This is a genomic window from Methyloferula stellata AR4 (assembly GCF_000385335.1).
Lineage (GTDB): Bacteria > Pseudomonadota > Alphaproteobacteria > Rhizobiales > Beijerinckiaceae > Methyloferula > Methyloferula stellata.
This window is the reverse complement of record NZ_ARWA01000001.1, coordinates 1,472,461-1,490,931: the sequence shown is the minus strand read 5'-3', so window position 1 is coordinate 1,490,931 and position 18,471 is coordinate 1,472,461. Positions and strand designations below refer to the sequence as shown.

The following is an 18,471-nucleotide window of genomic DNA, read 5'->3' as shown; positions in this document are numbered from 1 at the left end:
GCGTTAAAACAAACCTTAGGCGTGATCGCGATTAGTTAAGACGATCATGTTCCAATCATCGCGATTTGACTCGCGATTTTTCGTCTTTCTTGCCGGCGGTCTTGTCGTTCTTTCCGCCCTTCGATTTGTCGTTCTTCGTGCTCGCCGGTTTGATATCGCCGTTTTTGACGCGCAGCCATTCCTTCGCGACGAAAGCTTGTTCGGCGGCGCCATAGAGGCCCATGACGAAAAAGCTCTTCATTGCCGCTTCGTCCGGATATATCGACGGGTCCGAGAGAATTTCGGGCGGCAGAAAATTTTTCGATGCCAGAACGCCATTGGCGAAATGTGTCGCCTTCGTGTTGCGCGCCGCTATGTCGGGCCGCAGGAGATAATTGATCAGAGCATAGGCGTCGTCTTGATGCGCGGCTTCCTTGGGGATCGCAAGATTGTCGAGCAGAATGAGCGTACCGCCCTTCGGAATGGCATAATCGATCGTCACGCTGCTATTGGAATCCGCCGCCTGTTTGCGCGCCTGAGCCGTGTCGCTCGACCAGCCGAGCGTCAGGCAAGCGTCGCCGCCCACGACATCCGATAGATCGTTTGTAGCGCGAAATTTTTTCACGTTCCGGCGAAGACCATAAAGAAGATCCGCCGCGCGCTTGAGATCGACGAGCGATTTCGAGCGTGGATTCACGCCCATATAGTGCAATGCAGCGGCGAAAAGCTCATGCGGGCTGTCTTGCACTTCGACGCCGCAATCGGCGAATTTCTTCAAAACATCCGGCCGGAAGATCACGTCCCATGAGGCCAGAGCTGCCGGCCCCTGGCGATCTTCGATCATCTTGGCGTTGTAGGTCAGGCCCAACGTGAACCACATATAGTTCACGGCATAAAGGTTGCCCGGATCATAGATCGAAAGCCGCCCCATGATATCCGGCCAAAGCCCTCTGGCCGCGGGGAGTTTCGCCCGGTTGAGTTTGAGCAGAAGATCGTTGGCGATCGCCTTTTGCAGCAGCGGACCGGATAGCACCACGACATCGTAGCCAGAGCGGCCGAGTGCGAGATGCGCATCGAGGGCCTCGCTCGTGTCATAGGTGTCATAGACGATCTTGATGCCGGTTTCCTTGGTGAAATCATCAAGGACCTTGGGATCGAAATAATCCGCCCATGCGTAAAGATTGACGACTCTTTCCTGTGCTATCTTAACTTGCGCTGCCTTATCTTGCGCGCCCTTATTTTGCGCCAAGCCTATATGAGGCCACAACAAAAGAGGCGCCAGAAGCAAAACGAGACAGCGGACAAGGCCCGTCTTGCAGGCTTGCGAAAACCATCCGCGGCCCTGCCTGAAAAAGCCACGGGAGTCTATGCTCTGCAACGGAACATGGAGTGCGGATGTATCTATCCTAAGCCGGTGGTTCACGGGCGCCAGCCTCCAAGTCCGCGGTTCGGTGTGTCCGGGCTCAATGTCGTGGTTCAATATTGGCGGATCAACCGCTCTTCAACGCGGGACCTTTACAAAAGACTGTCTTTCCGGAGTCCGACTGTTTGATGACGAACCCAGAAAGCACTGCAATTTTTCATAGAATTGGATAAAAAGAAACAACGGTGGAGCGCATAACATGGCAGCAAGTGTCGAACCACGCCCGCGGCACACGGTCTTGTCGAGGATTTGGCGCACCTACGCAGGCGTCGTTCGCGTATTGATGGCGCTCATTTTTACAGTGGTTCTCATTTTCCTGGCTGTTTTATTCGTCAATTACGTCGTCCTCTCCACACCGAAAGATCAGGCCTATCGCAATCTCGATCCGAGCCTCCCCATCTGCGCGGAGGGCTTGGCAAAGGGATGGACGGTTCTCGCCGAAACCGGCCGCGAGAAATTGCAGGGAGCCGAGATCAGCGACGATGACGGCTGGATCGACCCTAGCAACGACGAAGCGGAAGTCGCGGCGAGCAGCCCCAAATGGGCCACGGCTTTGCGATGTTCCTTGCAGCGCCACATCGTCCCCGCGACTACACCTGGGGGCAAATCGCTCGACTATAATCTCGGCTTTCTCGAGTTTCAGGAGGATGGCGAGCCCTACGCCCTCGTCTCGGCGGACGCGCATGGCGATAAGCCAATGTCGAGCGCCATGCTCCAGCAAAGCATGGAATCCGAGATGCATGAGAAACATATGACGGCATCCGCCGTCAGGCCGATCATCACGCAGCTCGACGTATTGAAAAAGTTTCTCGCGACGGGATCGCATTATGTCATCGTGTTCATTCACGGCTGGCGCAACGATGCCCATATCGGCAATCAAAACGTCGCAGACTTGCGGCTTTACGCGGCTCATGCGGCCCGCTTTCTCGCCGAGCGCTGCCCCATCCAACCAACCTATTGCGATATGAACGTCACCGCCATTTACATCGGCTGGCGCGGGGCGCGCGTCGATGAAAAAGGGCTGAAGAACCTGTTTGGCACGGCGATCGGGGGATTCGCCGGAAATCTATCGGCCGGCGCAACCCTTTTCGATCGCAAGCCGGTCAGCGAACAGGTCGCGCCGGCAGCGATCTCGGCGCTTCGGACATTGGAAGACGTGCTGACATCCAATGACAACCCGCCGCGTCATAATAAGATGATCGTGTTCGGCCATAGTCTCGGCGGCAATTTGCTCGCCACCGGGCTCAAGGACGATCTCGTCAAGGCGGTGCGCCGTCATCAGTTCGGCGCAACCTTGCCGCCTGTCCTCGGCGATCTTGTGGTTTTGATCAATCCGGCGTCCGAGGCGGCGAAATGGACGGCCGTGCAGCGCGAAGTCTGGAACCGCACCGCCTTTAACGTCGATGCCAACACTTCGGCGGCGGAGGTCGCGCGCGAACACGGCTTCTTTCCAGTGACGCAAAAGCCGGTGGTCGTTTCCGTCACGGCCGCGCTGGCTTTTCCCGTCGGCGGATTACGCGAAGGCGATTGCGAATGGATCGGCCTCGAGATCGACGACAAATATAAAGCGGCTCGCGAAAAGATAAGGGCGCGCCTGGAAAAAAGCGACGCCATGTTCGACGATGGCGTCGATTACGATTGGGCGACGCACGATCTGTTCCCGATGTTCAAATTCGATTTTCGTCCGGCTGCCGAATATCTTGGGCGCACCGCCGCGCGGATCGAAGGGCATCAGCCGCGCGGCCAGACCTGCGCGTCATTTCCCAAGCCGAGCTGGTGGGCGCAGATAAAATCGCTTCCAGCCCGCGTCTTTGCTTTGCTTGCCGGAACCTTCCCGTTTCAAAATTCAGTGCGCGAGGAATCGCATACGATCGGCCATCTTGATCCGGCGCGCCCCGCCAACGGCCTGCTGGCGGATACGCTCCCCTCGGCCGCGCCTTTCGGCACGACGCATGAATTGCTCGGCCTGCACGAGGCCGGTTTCGAGAAACATCATCCCTATGCGACGCTTGCCGACGCGCCGATCAATTGTCCGGCCTCAAACCATTGGCTCATCCGCGCAAGAGCCAATCGGCCGGACCAGGATGGAGCCTATTGGGACAGTGAGAGCCTCGCACCAGCCAACCCCGGCGCGGTGGGTGAAGGCCGGCCCGCGGCGGAATTCGTCCATGGCTTCGCGCTCAGCGGCACGGCCGCGATCACGCTGGGCAATGATCCCTTCTGGAACATGCGCGCCTTCGACAACGCGCTTTCCCGTCACGACGGCTACCGCTTGACCTCATTCATCTGCGCCATGAACCAGCTGGTCATGGATGATATTACTGGCGTCCCCTCAGGTATGCTCAGTAGAATGCAAGACCCGGCGATGATGACCAACCCGAACGACAAGTAAGAGGTTGGAAAGCATGGCCCGGCGCACAGCCCAGTCGTGGGGCCACAGGCTCCTGCACATCTCAAGAGGATGACACATGAACGTTCAAACCGGACAGACGGGGACGCAAAAGCCGCTGGTCGCTTTCGAGGATGAAATCACCGATCTTTGCCGCGACGACAAATACGGCAAGATCGCCGAGAGCTTCGCGACTTTTGTCGCGTCTCATCCCGGCACCAGCTATCTCGCGTTCGAACCCATTCCGGCGAAGATCAGCGACCACCTCATCAAGAAAACCCATTCGCCCGCCGCTTTCATGACGATGACGATCCGCAAGCCGACCTGGACGGACGAACTTCGCAAAGCCTTGAAGGACCCGAAGGCTCTCGAAACCTATGTCGCTTCGCTCGAGGCCGATGTGCAGGCCATCGCCAAGCAAACCAAAAAATAAAGCCGGCAATCCGGGGCCACGGCAACGCTTGGCCCCGCTTGCAGCAACCTCTTCCTTAGGAATCAAGTATTTGCATGCAGATTGCAGGAGTGACACAGAGTCGATAAGTAGATTATGACTGTAAAATATCCTATCCTACAGGATTTTTGTGTGAAACACCCATTATCGTCCCACCTTCGCCGTCTTGAGGCGGAAGCGATCTTCATTTTGCGCGAGGTGGCGGCCGAGTTCGAAAAGCCGGTGATGCTTTATTCGATCGGCAAGGATTCGAGCGTGATGCTGCATCTCGCGCTCAAGGCCTTCTACCCCGGAAAGCCGCCCTTTCCGCTCCTGCATGTCGACACGACGTGGAAATTTCGCGAGATGATCACGTTTCGCGACGAAACCGCGCATCGCGTCGGCATGGACCTGATCGTCCATATCAATCAGGAAGGCGTCGCGCGCGGCATTTCGCCTTTCGCCTCCGGCTCCTCAGTCCATACGCAAGTCATGAAGACGGAAGGGCTGCGGCAGGCGCTCGATAAATATAAATTCGACGCGGCCTTCGGTGGGGCGCGGCGCGACGAGGAAAAAAGCCGGGCGAAAGAGCGCATCTTCTCGCATCGCTCTGCCCTTCATGCCTGGGACCCGCGTAATCAACGGCCGGAACTCTGGCGGCTCTTCAATACGCGGATCAAGCCAGGCGAGTCGATGCGTGTCTTTCCGCTCTCCAATTGGACCGAGCTCGACGTCTGGGATTATATCGCCGCCGAGGAGATTCCGGTGGTGCCGCTTTATTTCGCCAAGGAACGGCCGGTGGTCACCCGCGATGGTGCATTGCTCATGGTCGACGACGATCGCATGCCTTTAGCACCCGGCGAGGTCCCACGGCAGGAGCGGATCCGATTCCGTACGCTTGGCTGCTATCCTTTGACGGGAGCGATCCGATCCGAAGCGGAAACGCTCGCCGACATGATCGCCGAGATGCGAAGCTCCACCTCCTCCGAGCGCGAGGGCCGCTTGATCGACCATGACGAATCGGGCTCGATGGAAAAGAAAAAACGCGAGGGCTATTTTTAATGTCCAAGATGGCTTTCGTGGCGGGGAATGCCGAACCCGTGACGCTGGGCGCGCCGGTGTCGCGCCCAACCTTGCGTTTTCTCACCTGCGGCTCGGTGGATGACGGCAAGTCGACCTTGATCGGGCGATTGCTCTACGAACAGCAGGCGATCTTCGACGATCAGCTCGCAGCGCTCGAACGCGACTCGAAAAAGCACGGCACGGACGGCGACAATATCGATTTCGCGCTGCTCGTGGACGGCCTTGAGGCCGAGCGCGAACAAGGCATCACCATCGACGTCGCCTATCGCTATTTTTCGACGCCCAGACGATCCTTCATCGTCGCCGATACGCCCGGCCATGAACAATATACGCGCAATATGGCGACAGGCGCCTCCAACGCCGATCTTGCGATTCTGCTCGTCGATGCCCGCAAGGGCCTGCTGACGCAAACCTATAGGCACGCGACGATCGTCTCGCTGCTCGGCATCAAGCATGTGGTTTTGGCGGTCAACAAGATCGATCTCGTCGATTTCAAGCAAGACGTCTTCGAGGCCATCGTTGCGGCCTTCCGGACATTCGCGGAACCGCTCGGCTTCAAGACGGTCGTGCCGATCCCCATGTCCGCACGTCATGGCGACAATATTTCGGAGCCGAGCGCGCGTACGGCCTGGCATAAAGGCCCGGCGCTGCTGCCGCATCTCGAAGAGATCGATGTCGACGACGACCGCGCTTTGCTGCCGTTTCGCATGCCGGTCCAATGGGTCAATCGTCCGCATCTCGATTTCCGCGGCTTCTCCGGCACGATCGCGAGCGGCATGATCCGCCCAGGCGATGAGATCGTTATCGCCTCGTCGGGACGCCTTTCGTATGTCGAACGCATCGTGACGATGGATGGCGATCTCGATGTCGCGAGCGCCGGGGATTCCGTGACTTTGACCTTGAAAGACGAGGTCGATATCGCACGCGGCGACATTATCACAACACCGAAAGGGCGCCCGGAAGTCGCCGATCAATTCACCGCGCATCTCATCTGGATGAGCGACGAACGCCTCTATCCGGGCCGCTCCTATCTCATGAAGATCGGCGCCCGCACGGTGCCCGCCGTCGTCACCGAATTAAAATACAGGCTCGACGTCAATAGTCTCGACGAACTCGCGGCCAAGAGCCTCGGATTGAACGAGGTCGGCGTCTGCAATCTCGCAACGACCGGCGTGCTCGCTTTCGATCCTTACGAGAAAAACGCCACGACGGGCGCCTTCATCCTCATCGATCGCGCGACGAATGCGACGGCCGCCGCCGGCCTTTTGATGCACGGCCTGCGCCGCGCGACCAATATTCATCGCCAGGATCTGAACGTCACCAAGGCCGATCGCGCCCAGATCAAACATCAGCGTCCCGCGATCTTGTGGTTCACCGGGTTGTCAGGCTCCGGCAAATCGACGATTGCCAATCTGGTCGAAAGCCAGCTCCAGGCGCGCGGTTTCCATACGGTCCTGCTCGATGGCGATAATATTCGCCACGGCCTCAACAAGGATTTGGGCTTTACCGAAGCCGACCGCGTCGAAAATATCAGGCGCGTCGGCGAGGTCGCGAAGCTCATGACCGAGGCTGGCCTGATCGTGCTCTGCTCCTTCATCTCACCCTTCCGGGCGGACCGGCAAATGGCGCGAGAGCTCGTCGAGGTCGGAGAATTCATCGAGGTTTTCGTCGATACGCCGCTTGAAGATTGCATCGCCCGCGATCCGAAAGGGCTTTACAAACGCGCCATCGCCGGCGAGATCAAGAATTTCACCGGCATCGATCAGCCCTATGAGACGCCGAACGCGGCCGATATTATCGTTGCCCGCGATCACGAAACAGCCGAGGCGGCAGCGAAGCGGATCATCAGCGAATTGGCCGAACGCGGCTTCATCGAGCTTTTCGATAATTTCGCCGATTGGATCATTTAATCCGACGCTCCTTTTCCCGCGTGGGAGACGGGCTGCACCTCATTTTGAATTAGGATGATCGTCAAAAGCGAAAATATAATGCGCTCATGCCCCCGCGTTTGATCGAGCCGCAAGCCCCTGTCGATGGCCGCCAGTCGGAGACGGCGCTTTTCGTCGCGCGCGGCACAAGGCGGCTTTTGCGCGCGATGAAATTTTCTACCTTGACGGAACTCTCGCTCGCCAGCGGGCGGCGCGCCGACATTGTCGCGCTCGCGAACGATGCCGCGATCCATATTGTGGAGATCAAATCCTCGATCGCGGATTTTCGCGCCGACGTGAAATGGCAGGAGTACCGCTTCTTCTGCGACAGGCTCTATTTCGCGATCCCCGAAACCGTGCCGGTCGAGATCATGCCGGAGGATGCCGGCCTCATCGTCGCCGATGCCTATGGCGCAACGATCCTGCGCGACGCGCCGGAACATAAGCTTTCGTCAGGCACGCGGCGCGCCATGCTCATGCGCTTCGCCCATGCCGCGGCGCACAGGCTGCACGGCCTCAGCGATCCCGATGTTTTGACCCTGGGGCCGCTGGAATGAGCTAGAGCGTTTTCGAGCGAAGTGGGCACCGGTTCGCGTAAAGAAAACGCGTCAAAAACAGAATCGTAAAGCCTCACACATGTTCCACGATCAGACTGTAGAGCGCCCCTGGCGTCTTCGCTTTTCGCAGGTTTTCCATGAAAGTCTTATCACGCAAATGCCGCGAGATCGCAGCCAGAGCGGTGAGATGATCCGAACCGGCATTGGCCGGGATCAATAAAAGAAAGACGAGATCGACCGGCTTGTCGTCGACCGCCTCGAAAGGCACAGGCTTCGCCAGCTTGGCGAAAAGACAAAAAAAACTGTCGATGCCCTCGATGCGGGCATGCGGCAGCGCAAAGCCCTGACCAAGCCCTGTCGATCCCAGGCTTTCGCGCGCCAGCAAAGGTTGCAGGATCGCGGCAACATCCTTCTTCAGCTCGGAAGCCGCGCGTTGCGCGAGGTCCCGCAGCAATTGCTCTTTATCATTGGCGCGCGGAACGATGAGGACTTGTTCCGGCTTGATGAGGTCACGAAAATCCATGAATCGGCCTGGGTTAGAGCATCGGACCGAAAAGTGTGCCGCGGTTTTCGGATAAATCCGATGCGATGAAAGATCTAAAAGACCGCTTCGATTCCATTTGAGTATCCAACGCTAATCAGGGGCACGCAGGCGGTAGCCAACGCCGGTTTCGGTCAGGATATGTTTTGGACGCTCGGGATCGGCCTCGATTTTCTGGCGCAGAGCGCGAATATAGATACGCAAATATTGCACATCGACAGCGCTACCCCAAACTTCACGCAAGATGAACTGATGTGTCAGCACCTTGCCGGCATGCGCCGCCAGAAGCCGCAATATATCATATTCGCGCGGCGAGAACTTCACCTCGGTACCACGCACTGTCACAATGCGCCGCACAAAATCCATGCTGAGATCGCCGCTGCGGAAGATTGGCTTTTCGCCATCCTGTTGAAGGCGGTGGCGCTGCGCCGCGCGAATGCGCGCCAAAAGCTCATCGACCCCGAAAGGCTTGACGATATAATCGTCGGCACCGAGATCGAGCGCTTCGACCTTGGAGTTTTCATTGCCGCGGCTTGACAGAATGATGATCGGCAGCGTTTCGCCGGCTTCCCGCACGGTTTTGACGAGGTCGAGCCCGTCCATATCGGGGAGGCCAAGATCGAGCACGATGAGGTCTGTCGCCTTACGGCGTACCATTTCGAGCGCGGAGCGGCCGTCCTTGGCATCGGAGACGACATAGCCCTGCGTTTCGAGCCCTGCCCGAAGAAAGCGGATGATGGCCGGCTCGTCATCGACGACCAGCACACGAAGCGGGCCCGCGCGAGGAGTCATCCTGCGCCCTCCATCGCAGGTTCGCTGGCGGCGGGAACGGGAAGCTTGATGGTGAATACGGCGCCCTTCCGGTCGAAGCGATTGTCAGCCTCGATCGTTCCATGCATGGCTTCGATAAAGCCGCGGCAAATCGCGAGGCCAAGGCCAGTGCCCGCACGCTGACGGTCGGCGCGATGGATGCGGTAGAATTTATCGAAAATATGCTCGCGCTCCGTTTCCGGCACGCCATCCCCTTCGTCGAGGATTTGCAGAAAGACGAAGTCTTCATTCCGCTGTGCGCGGATCTGAATGCACGATCCAGCCGGCGCATATTTCGACGCATTGTCGAGGAGGTTGAACAGGACCTGCTCCATCAGCACCGGATCGAGATCGAGCATGGGAAGCCCCGGCGCAAGGTCGATATCCACCTGATGATTGCCGAGGATCTTATGCGCTCTTTCAAGCGAGCTGCCAATGATATCGGACAGATCGGTCAGGCTCGTCTTCGGCCGCAAAGGGCCGGACTCGAGCCTCGTCATATCGAGGAGATTATCGATGAATCGGTTCAGCCTCTCGGACTCTTCAAGGATCGTGCCGATCAGCTCCTTTTGCAATGATGCATCGAAGGTCTGATCCGGTATCGCAAGACTGCTGGCAGAGCCCAGGATCGAGGCCAAGGGCGTGCGCAGATCATGCGAGATCGAGGTGAGCAGCGCCGAGCGCAAGCGATCCGTCTCGGCTGCGAGACGCGCGAGTTCAATATCTTGCGCGAGATTGACTCGCTCGATCGCAAGCGCGGACTGATCGCACAGCGCATCGAGGAGCCTGCTCTGGATCGGCGAAAGGATCGGGCCCTGCTCATCATTGTCGATGCCGATCACGCCAATGGCGCCGCGCCCGGTGCGCAACGGAATGAAGAGACGCTTTGCTCCGGGCAGCGTATCGGCACCGCGGCCCGCGGCCTGATTGCGCTCGAAGCACCATCGCGCGGCGGCAAGATCGGCCTTGTCGAGTTGATCCTCCGGCGGGAATCCGGCCTTGACCGCGAGCGCCTCTCCTTCCGGCAGAAGGATGACGACCCTCACCTTCAGCATCAAGGCGATCTGATGCACCGTGGCCCATAAAATATCGTCGAGCCCGGCAGCGCCCGCGAGCTTGCGGCTGAAGAGGTAAAGATCTTCGGTTGTCCGCGCACGTTTGCGCGCCGCAATCGCCTGCGTGCGCAAGCGCGCCGCGAGATTGCTGACGATGACTGCGACGACCGCGAAGAAAAACAGGAAGACGACATTTTCCGGATCGGCGATCGTGAATGTATAGACCGGCGGCAGCAGAAAAAAATTATAAGCAAGCACGCTGAGCAGACAGGCGAAGAGCGACGCCCACAGACCGAAAGCAATGGCGCTCGTCAGGATCGCGATCAGAAAGGTCAGCGAAACATTGGAGACGCCCAGCACATGTTTCAGCAAGAGCGCGGCGGCGAGCGCGAGGCCGACAAGCGCGATGCTTGCGGAATAAGCGACGAGGTCGCTGCGCGCTGCCTCCCGGTTTGCTCTGAGCGCCGAGCCCCGCTTTTCGGGCGGCAGAACCTCCGCGTGATCGGCCACGATATGAACATCGGCTTCGCCGGCGGAACGGATCAGCTTTTGCGTAACCGACCCGCCAATGAAACGCCGCCATCCGGCATAGCGCGAACGTGCCACGACGATATGGGTGAAATTATTCGTCTGCGCATAATCGACGAGGGTTTCGGCCACGTCTTCGCCGGGAACCATCAGAGTCTCGGCGCCGAGGCGCTGCGCAAGCCGTAGGCCTTCGGCGACGCGGGCGCGCTCCTTCTCACTCGCCCGCGCGCTTTTCGCGGTCTCGACATGGATGACGGCCCAGGGCGCCCGCAGCCGATCGGCCATGCGTCTCGCCCGCCTGACGAGCGCGCGATGATCGCAGGCGCCATCGAGACCCACAAGAATACGCTCGCCCGCAGCCCAAGGACCGGCGATCGCATGCCGGCGCATATAGTCGACCATTTGCGCATCGACGCGCTGCGCCGTGCGGCGCAAGGCCAATTCGCGCAAAGCCGTGAGATTGCCCGGCGAAAAATAATGTTTGACCGCGCGCTGTGCTTGCTCGGGAACATAGATTTTCCCCTCGTTCAGGCGCGCGATCAGATCTTCCGGCGTGAGATCGACGACCTCTATATCGTCGGCGCGATCGAGGATTGAATCCGGCACACGTTCGCGCACCGTAATGCCCGTGATCTTGGCGACGACATCGTTCAGGCTTTCGAGATGCTGGATATTGAGCGTGGTATAGACGTCGATCCCGGCCTCGAGCAGCTCCTCGACATCCTGGTAGCGCTTCGGATGACGGCTTTCCGGCGCATTCGTATGCGCCAGCTCGTCGACCAGAACGAGCCGCGGCTTGCGCTCCAAAATCGCGTCAATGTCCATTTCGGCAACTTGCCGGCCGCGATAATCGACAAGCTTGCGCGGGATGATTTCGAGGCCTTCGAGCAGCGCTTCGGTTTCGGCGCGGCCATGCGTCTCGACGATTCCGACGACGACATCGACGCCGTCGCGCCGCTTGACCTGCGCCGTCGTCAGCATTTCATAGGTTTTGCCGACGCCGGGCGCGGCGCCGAGAAATACCTTCAGGCGCCCGCGTTCGCTCTCGCGCGCAGCCTGCAGCAAAACGTCCGGCGACGGCCGCCGGTCGTGTACGTCACGCTTTTCAGGTCTTGCCAAAGACAGTGAACTCCGGGCGCGGCATCCTTGCGCGCCCCGTACTATTTAGTGGTCCAATCGATCCAAGGCCAGATTGAGCCTCAATACATTGACGGTAGGTTCACCCAAAATGCCGAGGAACCGCCCATATATATGCGCCTCCACGAGCGTCCGCACCTTGTCTTCGCTCAATCCCCGCGCTTTGGCGACACGCGGCACCTGGAACAGAGCGCCTGCCGGCGTCACATCCGGATCAAGCCCGCTCGCCGAGGCCGTCACGAGATCGACCGGCACCGGAACGCCGGGGTTTTCCGCGGCGAGACTCGCGCTATCCGCCTTGACGCGGTCGACCAAAGCCTGCGACGTCGGGCCATTGTTCGAGCCCGACGAATTGGCGGCATTATAGGGCGCGGGCACGGTCTTGCTCGCATCCTGCGGATCGGGTTCGCTCGTCGCCGACGGGCGGCCATGGAAATATTTGTCGCTCGTAAAATTCTGGCCGATCCATTCCGAGCCGATCACCTGGCCGTCGCGTTCGATAAGGCTGCCCTTGGCCTGATGCGGAAAGAGCACGCCGGCTACGCCGGTCATGGCCAAAGGATAGGCGAGCCCCGTCAAGACCGTCATCAGAACGATCATCGCAAGAGCGGGGCGCAAGTGCTTCAACATTTTTGTCTCCTTAGCCTTCAGGCTAATCTTTGCGCATGATCTTCATCCGAAAAGTCGAGCCAACTTTTCGGGATCATGCGAGACCGGCAGCATTGACCACGAGATCGATGAGCTTGATGCCGACGAAAGGCACGATCAATCCGCCGACGCCATAGATCAGAAGATTGCGGCGCAGGATGATGGCAGCACCTTGCGGCTGATAGGCGACGCCCTTCAAGGCGAGCGGGATCAGCACAACGATGATCAGGGCGTTGAAGATGATCGCCGATAGGATCGCGCTTTGCGGCGTGCCGAGATGCATGATGTTCAACGCCTCCAACTGCGGATAGAAGGCAATGAACATGGCCGGGATGATAGCGAAATATTTCGCGACATCATTGGCGATCGAAAAGGTCGTCAGCGCGCCGCGCGTCATCAGCAATTGCTTGCCGATCTCGACGATCTCGATGAGCTTGGTCGGATCGCTGTCGAGATCGACCATATTGCCGGCTTCGCGGGCGGCCATCGTGCCCGTATTCATCGCGACACCGACGTCCGCCTGCGCCAAGGCCGGGGCATCGTTCGTGCCATCGCCGCACATGGCGACGAGCTTGCCCTTTGCCTGTTCCTCGCGGATGAGCTTCAGCTTGGCCTCGGGCGTCGCCTGAGCAAGGAAATCGTCGACCCCCGCTTCGGCCGCGATGGCCGCGGCGGTCAAGGGATTGTCGCCGGTGATCATCACGGTTCTGATGCCCATGCGGCGCAATTCGTCGAAGCGCTCGCGGATACCGCCCTTGACGATGTCTTTGAGGTGGATGATGCCGAGCAGGCGCCCATCCTTGGCGACGGCCAGCGGCGTGCCGCCCGATTTGGCGACTTCATCCGATTTGGCGATTAATTCGCGAATGGCCGATTCCGAGGCCGCCGATCGCGTCGCAACGAGAACGCCGCCCTCATGCAAAGGATTGGCGAGATCCTTCACATAGGCGAGCACCGCGTCGACGGCGCCCTTGCGGATGGCCATCTTGTCCGTGTCGATCCCGCTCAGCCTTGTCTGCGCGGTGAACGGAATGAATGTCGCGCCGAGCTCGTGCATATCCCGCGCACGAATGCCGTATTTTTCCTTGGCCAGCACGACGATCGACCGGCCTTCCGGCGTCTCGTCCGAAAGCGAGGCCAGCTGCGCGGCATCGGCCAATTCGGCTTCGCTTACACCGCTCACAGGAAGAAATTCGGATGCCTGACGATTGCCGAGCGTGATCGTGCCGGTCTTGTCGAGCAGCAAAGTATCGACGTCGCCCGCGGCTTCGACGGCGCGGCCCGACATGGCGAGCACATTGAAACGCACGAGCCGGTCCATGCCGGCAATGCCGATTGCCGACAAAAGTGCGCCGATCGTCGTCGGAATGAGCGTCACGAACAAGGCGACGAGCACGATGACGGAGACGCTGCCGCCCGCATAGGCGGAAAAACTCGGAATGGTGACGACGGCGAAGACGAAGATTAGCGTCAATCCGGCCAGCAGAATATTGAGTGCGATTTCGTTCGGCGTCTTCTGGCGCTGCGCGCCTTCGACAAGCGCGATCATCCGGTCGAGGAAGGTCGAGCCTTGCGCCGCTGTGATGCGCACCTTGATCCAGTCCGAGAGGACACGCGTACCGCCGGTGACGGCCGAGCGGTCGCCGCCACTTTCCCGGATGACAGGCGCCGATTCGCCGGTGATCGCCGACTCATCGACGGAGGCTATGCCTTCGATCACTTCGCCGTCGCTCGGAATGAAATTCCCAGCATCGACGAAGACGAAATCGCCTTCTTTGAGCTCTGAGGCCGGAACCTCCGTATAGCTCGTCTCGTCGGCTGCTGCGAGCCGCTTGGCCATGGTCTCGGTGCGGGCTCGCCGGAGCGTCGCTGCTTGCGCCTTGCCGCGGCCTTCGGCAACGGCCTCAGCGAAATTGGCAAAGAGCAGCGTGAACCACAGCCAGAGAATGATCTGGAAGGTGAACCAAAGATCATGGCCGCCGCCCGCAAGGTCGCGCAGATAGAGCAGCGTCGTCAGCGCCGCCACGACCTCGACGACGAACATGACCGGATTGCGGATCATAACGCGCGGGTCGAGCTTCCGAAACGATGCTGTGATCGCCGGAATCAGGATCGCTCCATCCCAAAGGGATGTACCGCTGCGCGAAAAGGTTCTCGCTCGCATGATATGCCTCGATCAGAAAAGAGTGCCGGACTGCATGGCCAGATGTTCCGTAATCGGTCCAAGCGCCAGAGCCGGGAAGAAGGTGAGACCGCCGACGATCAGGATCACGCCGATCAAAAGTCCGACGAAGAGACCGCCATCGGTCGGGAAGGTTCCGGCCGATGCGGGAACGATCTTTTTCGCCGCGAGGGAGCCGGCGACCGCGAGCATCGGCACGATGAAAAGAAAACGGCCGATCCACATCGCAAGGCCGAGCGTCGTGTTCCAGAAGGGCGTATTGGCGGAGAGCCCCGCGAAGGCGCTGCCATTATTGCCGGTCGCCGACACATAGGCGTAGAGCGCCTCGCTGAATCCGTGCGGACCCGCATTGGCAAGACCGGCGAGCCCCGGCGCAACAACGACGGCGACGGCGGTGAAGCCCAGCATCGACAAAGGGAGGACCAGAATGGCGAGCATCGCCATTTTGACTTCCTTGGCCTCGATCTTCTTGCCGAGATATTCCGGCGTGCGGCCAACCATCAGGCCGGCGACGAAGACCGCGACGATGGCAAAGAGCAGCATACCGTAAAGACCTGAGCCAACGCCGCCGAAAATGATCTCGCCAAGCATGATGTTGATCATGGGCACCATGCCGCCCAAAGGCAGCAAGCTGTCGTGCATGGTGTTGACGGCGCCGCAAGAGGCGTCCGTGGTGATGGTCGCAAAGAGCGCCGAATTGGCGATGCCGAAGCGAACCTCCTTGCCTTCCATATTGCCGCCGCTCTGCAACGCACCGGCGGCGCTATCGACGCCGAACGAGGCGAAGGCCGGATTACCGTGGCTTTCGCTCCAATAAAGCGAAGCGGTGCCAACCAGGAACAAAAGCCCCATGACCGTGAAAACCACCCAGCCCTGCTTCTCATTGCCGACCATGCGGCCGAACACATTGGTCAAAGCCGCACCGATCGAGAAGATGAGGATCATCTGCACGAAATTCGTGAGCGCCGTGGGGTTCTCGAAAGGATGCGCCGAATTGGCGTTGAGGAAGCCGCCGCCATTCGTGCCGAACATCTTGATGACTTCCTGCGAAGCCACCGGGCCTTGCGCGATCAGCTGCTTGGCGCCCTCAAGCGTCGAGACCTGCGTATAGGCGTCGAGATTCTGCGGTACACCCTGCCAGACAAAGAAGAGCCCGACCACGATCGAGACCGGCAGAAGCACGTAGAGAACGCAGCGGGTCATATCGACCCAGAAATTGCCGATGGTCTTTACCGAACGCCGGGCAAAGCCGCGGATCAGCGCGATGGCAAGCGCGATGCCTGTCGCGGCCGAGACGAAATTATGCACCGTCAGCCCGGCCATCTGCGTCAGATAGCTCATCGTCTGCTCAGGCACATAGGATTGCCAATTGGTATTGGTGACGAAGCTCACCGACGTATTGAAGGCGAGATCGGGCGAGACCGCGTCAAAGCCCTGAGGATTGAATGGGAAGACGTTCTGCAGGCGCTGCAACAGATAAAGCACGACGAAGCCCGCGAGGCTGAAAGTCAGCATCGCGATGCCATAAGTGATCCAAGGCTGCTCTTCGCGCTCGTCGACGCCGCAGACAAAATAGATGCCACGTTCAAGCGGTCGCAGCACGAAGCTCAAAGGCGTGCGCTCGCCATTGAACACGCGCGTCATGTAGAAGCCGAAGGGCTTCGTCAGCGCGATGATGACAAAGACATAAAGCGCGATTTGAAACCAGCCGCTGACAGTCATGTTCAGCCCTTAAAAGCGCTCAGGGCGCAGAAGTGCGAAGACGAGATAGAAAAAGACGCCGAGCGCGACGACGCCACTCAAGATGTAATCGATGATCATGAAGCTCACCATCCGTCACAGGCGGGGAGATAGAGCGCGGTCGCTATAAAGGCGATAACTGCGACAACGATGAACAGAAGATCGAGCATGGGAGTCCATCCACAATCGGTGCGGGCCGCGTCAACCTTGCGCGGCGCCCGCTGGTTTGCGCATTACAGCGCGTGCCGGTGATATGGGCGAAGAGCCATATAGGTTCGATCCTGCTTACGGCAGCGGCCTATATAAAAGCCATATAAATGGCCGCCGCCGAGCCTTAGTTTCGACACGCAATTACAAAGTAAAGTGACAATGACAAAACAAGAGGCCAACGATTTTCGACCGTTAAACCTTAATCGAAGCGGCACGGCCGGACATTGATCTCGCTCAAAAGTGCCAGATCAGATCGCTCGAAACGACGGTCAGGAAATGCTGTGTTCCGTGGTCGAAGGCCGGATTGTCAAGCGAATGATACCAGGCGATTTCCGGGCGGATTTCAACGCTTGGTGAAAACCAATGCTGCAAGCCGAAAGCAACATTGGTGTAGCGCGTGGCCGTGCCGGTGCGCTGGCCGTTCTCATCATTGAAGAATTCGGCGCGCCAGGTAAAATTATCCATCGGCGTGATTTTGTAATTCAGATAGGCGAGGATCGACCATTCCTTGGCCGTGCATTGCACCTGCCCGATCGGACAATGCGCTTCCAATGGTGGATTGACCATATAGGCAAAAGCCGTGCTGCCGTAACCTTGCGAGACGTCGAGCACGCCCTTTTGGTACATGTAATAGGATTCAACTGCGATGTGCCACTTGTCGTCGAACTTGTGATAATAAGTGCCGCCATACCATTGCAGATTATTGTAACCCCAATTGCCGCTATTGATGCCATTGGCGCAGAGATAGATGGCATCATAGGCGCTGTCGGTCTGATATTGGGCGCAGGCCGTCAGCGAAGGCTGAACGCCGGGATCGCGCTTCCCACTATAGCCTGGGCCACCGGTCACCGGGTTGACGAGTGAGATTTGTTTCGCATTCCACGGCATCGTGTCCGAGCCGGCGGTGACGCCCAATTGCAGCATCCAATTCTTGGTCAGTTTCAACGTTCCGATAAGGCCCGTGTTCGTCGCCGCGTCGACGTAGCTTAGCGAATGCGAATACATGTAATTATAAGGCGCGATCTGGGATTCGATGTCGGGGACGCCGGGATAGCGGCCGAGCCTGAACAAAAGACCTTCGGCGACATTGGGAATATAGAGTTCGCCATAGACCATCGGCATGTCGAAGCCGGCGAAATGATTGTGATAGAGGAGCTGGTTACTGAACAGCCCCAAGGCCGTCGCATAGCGATAGTTTTCTCCATAGAGTCCGCTGACTCTAAATCCCCAATCGATATGATCCTTCTGCACCGTATCGGGCACACGCTCTATAAAGAGTACGGCCTGATCGAGCTGAACGATATTGGGCGTGAACATATATTGGGCCGGCGCATTGCCGGCATAGCCCGAAGCCGTGCTGAAATTGCCGCCGGGATTGACCCAGCCATAGATCTGGATATGCGCGTCGTCCAATGTCTTGCCGAGCGGATTACCGGTGCCGACCGCCTTCTGCAAAGGCGCATCGATCGAGTTCGGCAGCGACGCGCCGATCGTCGTCGCGCCGCCGAAAGGCCATTCGGTGAACGGATAGGGCGGCGTATCCACGGGCGAAGGCGGAAAGGGCGAGGGCCGCCGCGAGGCCGGTGCATTCGGGTCGGCCGGTTTGGGCGGACCCCATTCATCCGCATAGGCGTGATAGAGCCGCGAAAAGAAGTTCGACTCATCGGTGGCCACGGGGGGCACCGGCGGCAAAGGCTGGTCGAGATCGTCCGCAAAAGCCTGTCGCGAAAACACGACGAGCAAGAGAGCAAGAGCAACTGCAGCCGTGGGACACTGTTTTCCCATGATCCCTCGATGAAACTAGAAGCGTTACAAAAACGGCTTCATTGCC

General features: G+C 59.0%; 14 protein-coding genes. 5 read left to right on the top strand and 9 right to left on the bottom strand.

Going from position 1 to position 18,471, the window contains the following annotated elements:
* Positions 1-55 precede the first annotated feature (55 nt).
* Complete coding sequence (locus A3OQ_RS21610; protein WP_244427105.1) at positions 56-1,249, bottom strand: extracellular solute-binding protein; 1,194 nt, start codon at positions 1,247-1,249, stop codon at positions 56-58.
* A gap of 352 nt (positions 1,250-1,601) precedes the next feature.
* Here A3OQ_RS21610 and A3OQ_RS0107275 point away from each other — a divergent pair, with 352 nt between their 5' ends.
* The 5 genes from A3OQ_RS0107275 (at position 1,602) to A3OQ_RS0107255 (ending at position 7,789) form a co-directional block, all read left to right on the top strand.
* Complete coding sequence (locus A3OQ_RS0107275; RefSeq protein WP_020174714.1) at positions 1,602-3,794, top strand: hypothetical protein; 2,193 nt, start codon at positions 1,602-1,604, stop codon at positions 3,792-3,794.
* A gap of 76 nt (positions 3,795-3,870) precedes the next feature.
* Positions 3,871-4,224 (top strand): hypothetical protein, encoded by a 354-nt coding sequence (locus A3OQ_RS0107270; protein ID WP_020174713.1) that lies wholly within the window; start codon positions 3,871-3,873, stop codon positions 4,222-4,224.
* A gap of 114 nt (positions 4,225-4,338) precedes the next feature.
* Complete coding sequence (cysD, locus tag A3OQ_RS0107265; protein WP_051116023.1) at positions 4,339-5,283, top strand: sulfate adenylyltransferase subunit CysD; 945 nt, start codon at positions 4,339-4,341, stop codon at positions 5,281-5,283.
* The gene (cysN, locus tag A3OQ_RS0107260) at positions 5,283-7,214 is read left to right on the top strand and encodes a sulfate adenylyltransferase subunit CysN (protein WP_020174711.1); all 1,932 of its coding nucleotides are present in this window, start codon (positions 5,283-5,285) and stop codon (positions 7,212-7,214) included. The genes cysD and cysN overlap by 1 nt, the downstream gene beginning before the upstream one ends.
* Before the next feature lie 86 nt (positions 7,215-7,300).
* Positions 7,301-7,789: an MmcB family DNA repair protein gene (locus A3OQ_RS0107255; RefSeq protein ID WP_020174710.1), complete on the top strand. Its 489-nt coding sequence runs from the start codon at positions 7,301-7,303 to the stop codon at positions 7,787-7,789.
* Positions 7,790-7,862: 73 nt separating this feature from the next.
* Here A3OQ_RS0107255 and A3OQ_RS0107250 read toward each other — a convergent pair whose 3' ends face one another.
* The 8 genes from A3OQ_RS0107250 to A3OQ_RS21600 form a co-directional block, all read right to left on the bottom strand.
* Complete coding sequence (locus A3OQ_RS0107250) at positions 7,863-8,312, bottom strand: PTS sugar transporter subunit IIA (protein ID WP_020174709.1); 450 nt, start codon at positions 8,310-8,312, stop codon at positions 7,863-7,865.
* 111 nt (positions 8,313-8,423) lie between these two features.
* Positions 8,424-9,122 carry a response regulator transcription factor gene (locus A3OQ_RS0107245; RefSeq protein WP_020174708.1) on the bottom strand — a complete coding sequence of 233 codons (699 nt, stop codon included), beginning with the start codon at positions 9,120-9,122 and terminating at the stop codon, positions 8,424-8,426.
* Positions 9,119-11,842: a sensor histidine kinase gene (locus A3OQ_RS0107240; RefSeq protein ID WP_020174707.1), complete on the bottom strand. Its 2,724-nt coding sequence runs from the start codon at positions 11,840-11,842 to the stop codon at positions 9,119-9,121. Before A3OQ_RS0107240 ends, A3OQ_RS0107245 begins: the two co-directional genes overlap by 4 nt.
* A 45-nt stretch (positions 11,843-11,887) precedes the next feature.
* Positions 11,888-12,490: a K(+)-transporting ATPase subunit C gene (locus A3OQ_RS0107235; protein WP_020174706.1), complete on the bottom strand. Its 603-nt coding sequence runs from the start codon at positions 12,488-12,490 to the stop codon at positions 11,888-11,890.
* A gap of 73 nt (positions 12,491-12,563) precedes the next feature.
* The gene (gene kdpB / locus A3OQ_RS0107230) at positions 12,564-14,672 is read right to left on the bottom strand and encodes a potassium-transporting ATPase subunit KdpB (RefSeq protein ID WP_040579925.1); all 2,109 of its coding nucleotides are present in this window, start codon (positions 14,670-14,672) and stop codon (positions 12,564-12,566) included.
* 12 nt (positions 14,673-14,684) lie between these two features.
* The gene (kdpA, locus tag A3OQ_RS0107225; protein ID WP_020174704.1) at positions 14,685-16,412 is read right to left on the bottom strand and encodes a potassium-transporting ATPase subunit KdpA; all 1,728 of its coding nucleotides are present in this window, start codon (positions 16,410-16,412) and stop codon (positions 14,685-14,687) included.
* 9 nt (positions 16,413-16,421) lie between these two features.
* Positions 16,422-16,511, bottom strand: a complete 90-nt coding sequence (gene kdpF, locus A3OQ_RS21605) for a K(+)-transporting ATPase subunit F (RefSeq protein WP_020174703.1) — start codon at positions 16,509-16,511, stop codon at positions 16,422-16,424.
* 363 nt (positions 16,512-16,874) lie between these two features.
* Entirely contained in the window at positions 16,875-18,425 is a 1,551-nt protein-coding gene (locus A3OQ_RS21600) for an outer membrane beta-barrel protein (RefSeq protein WP_152428350.1), read from the bottom strand.
* Positions 18,426-18,471: the final 46 nt, after the last annotated feature.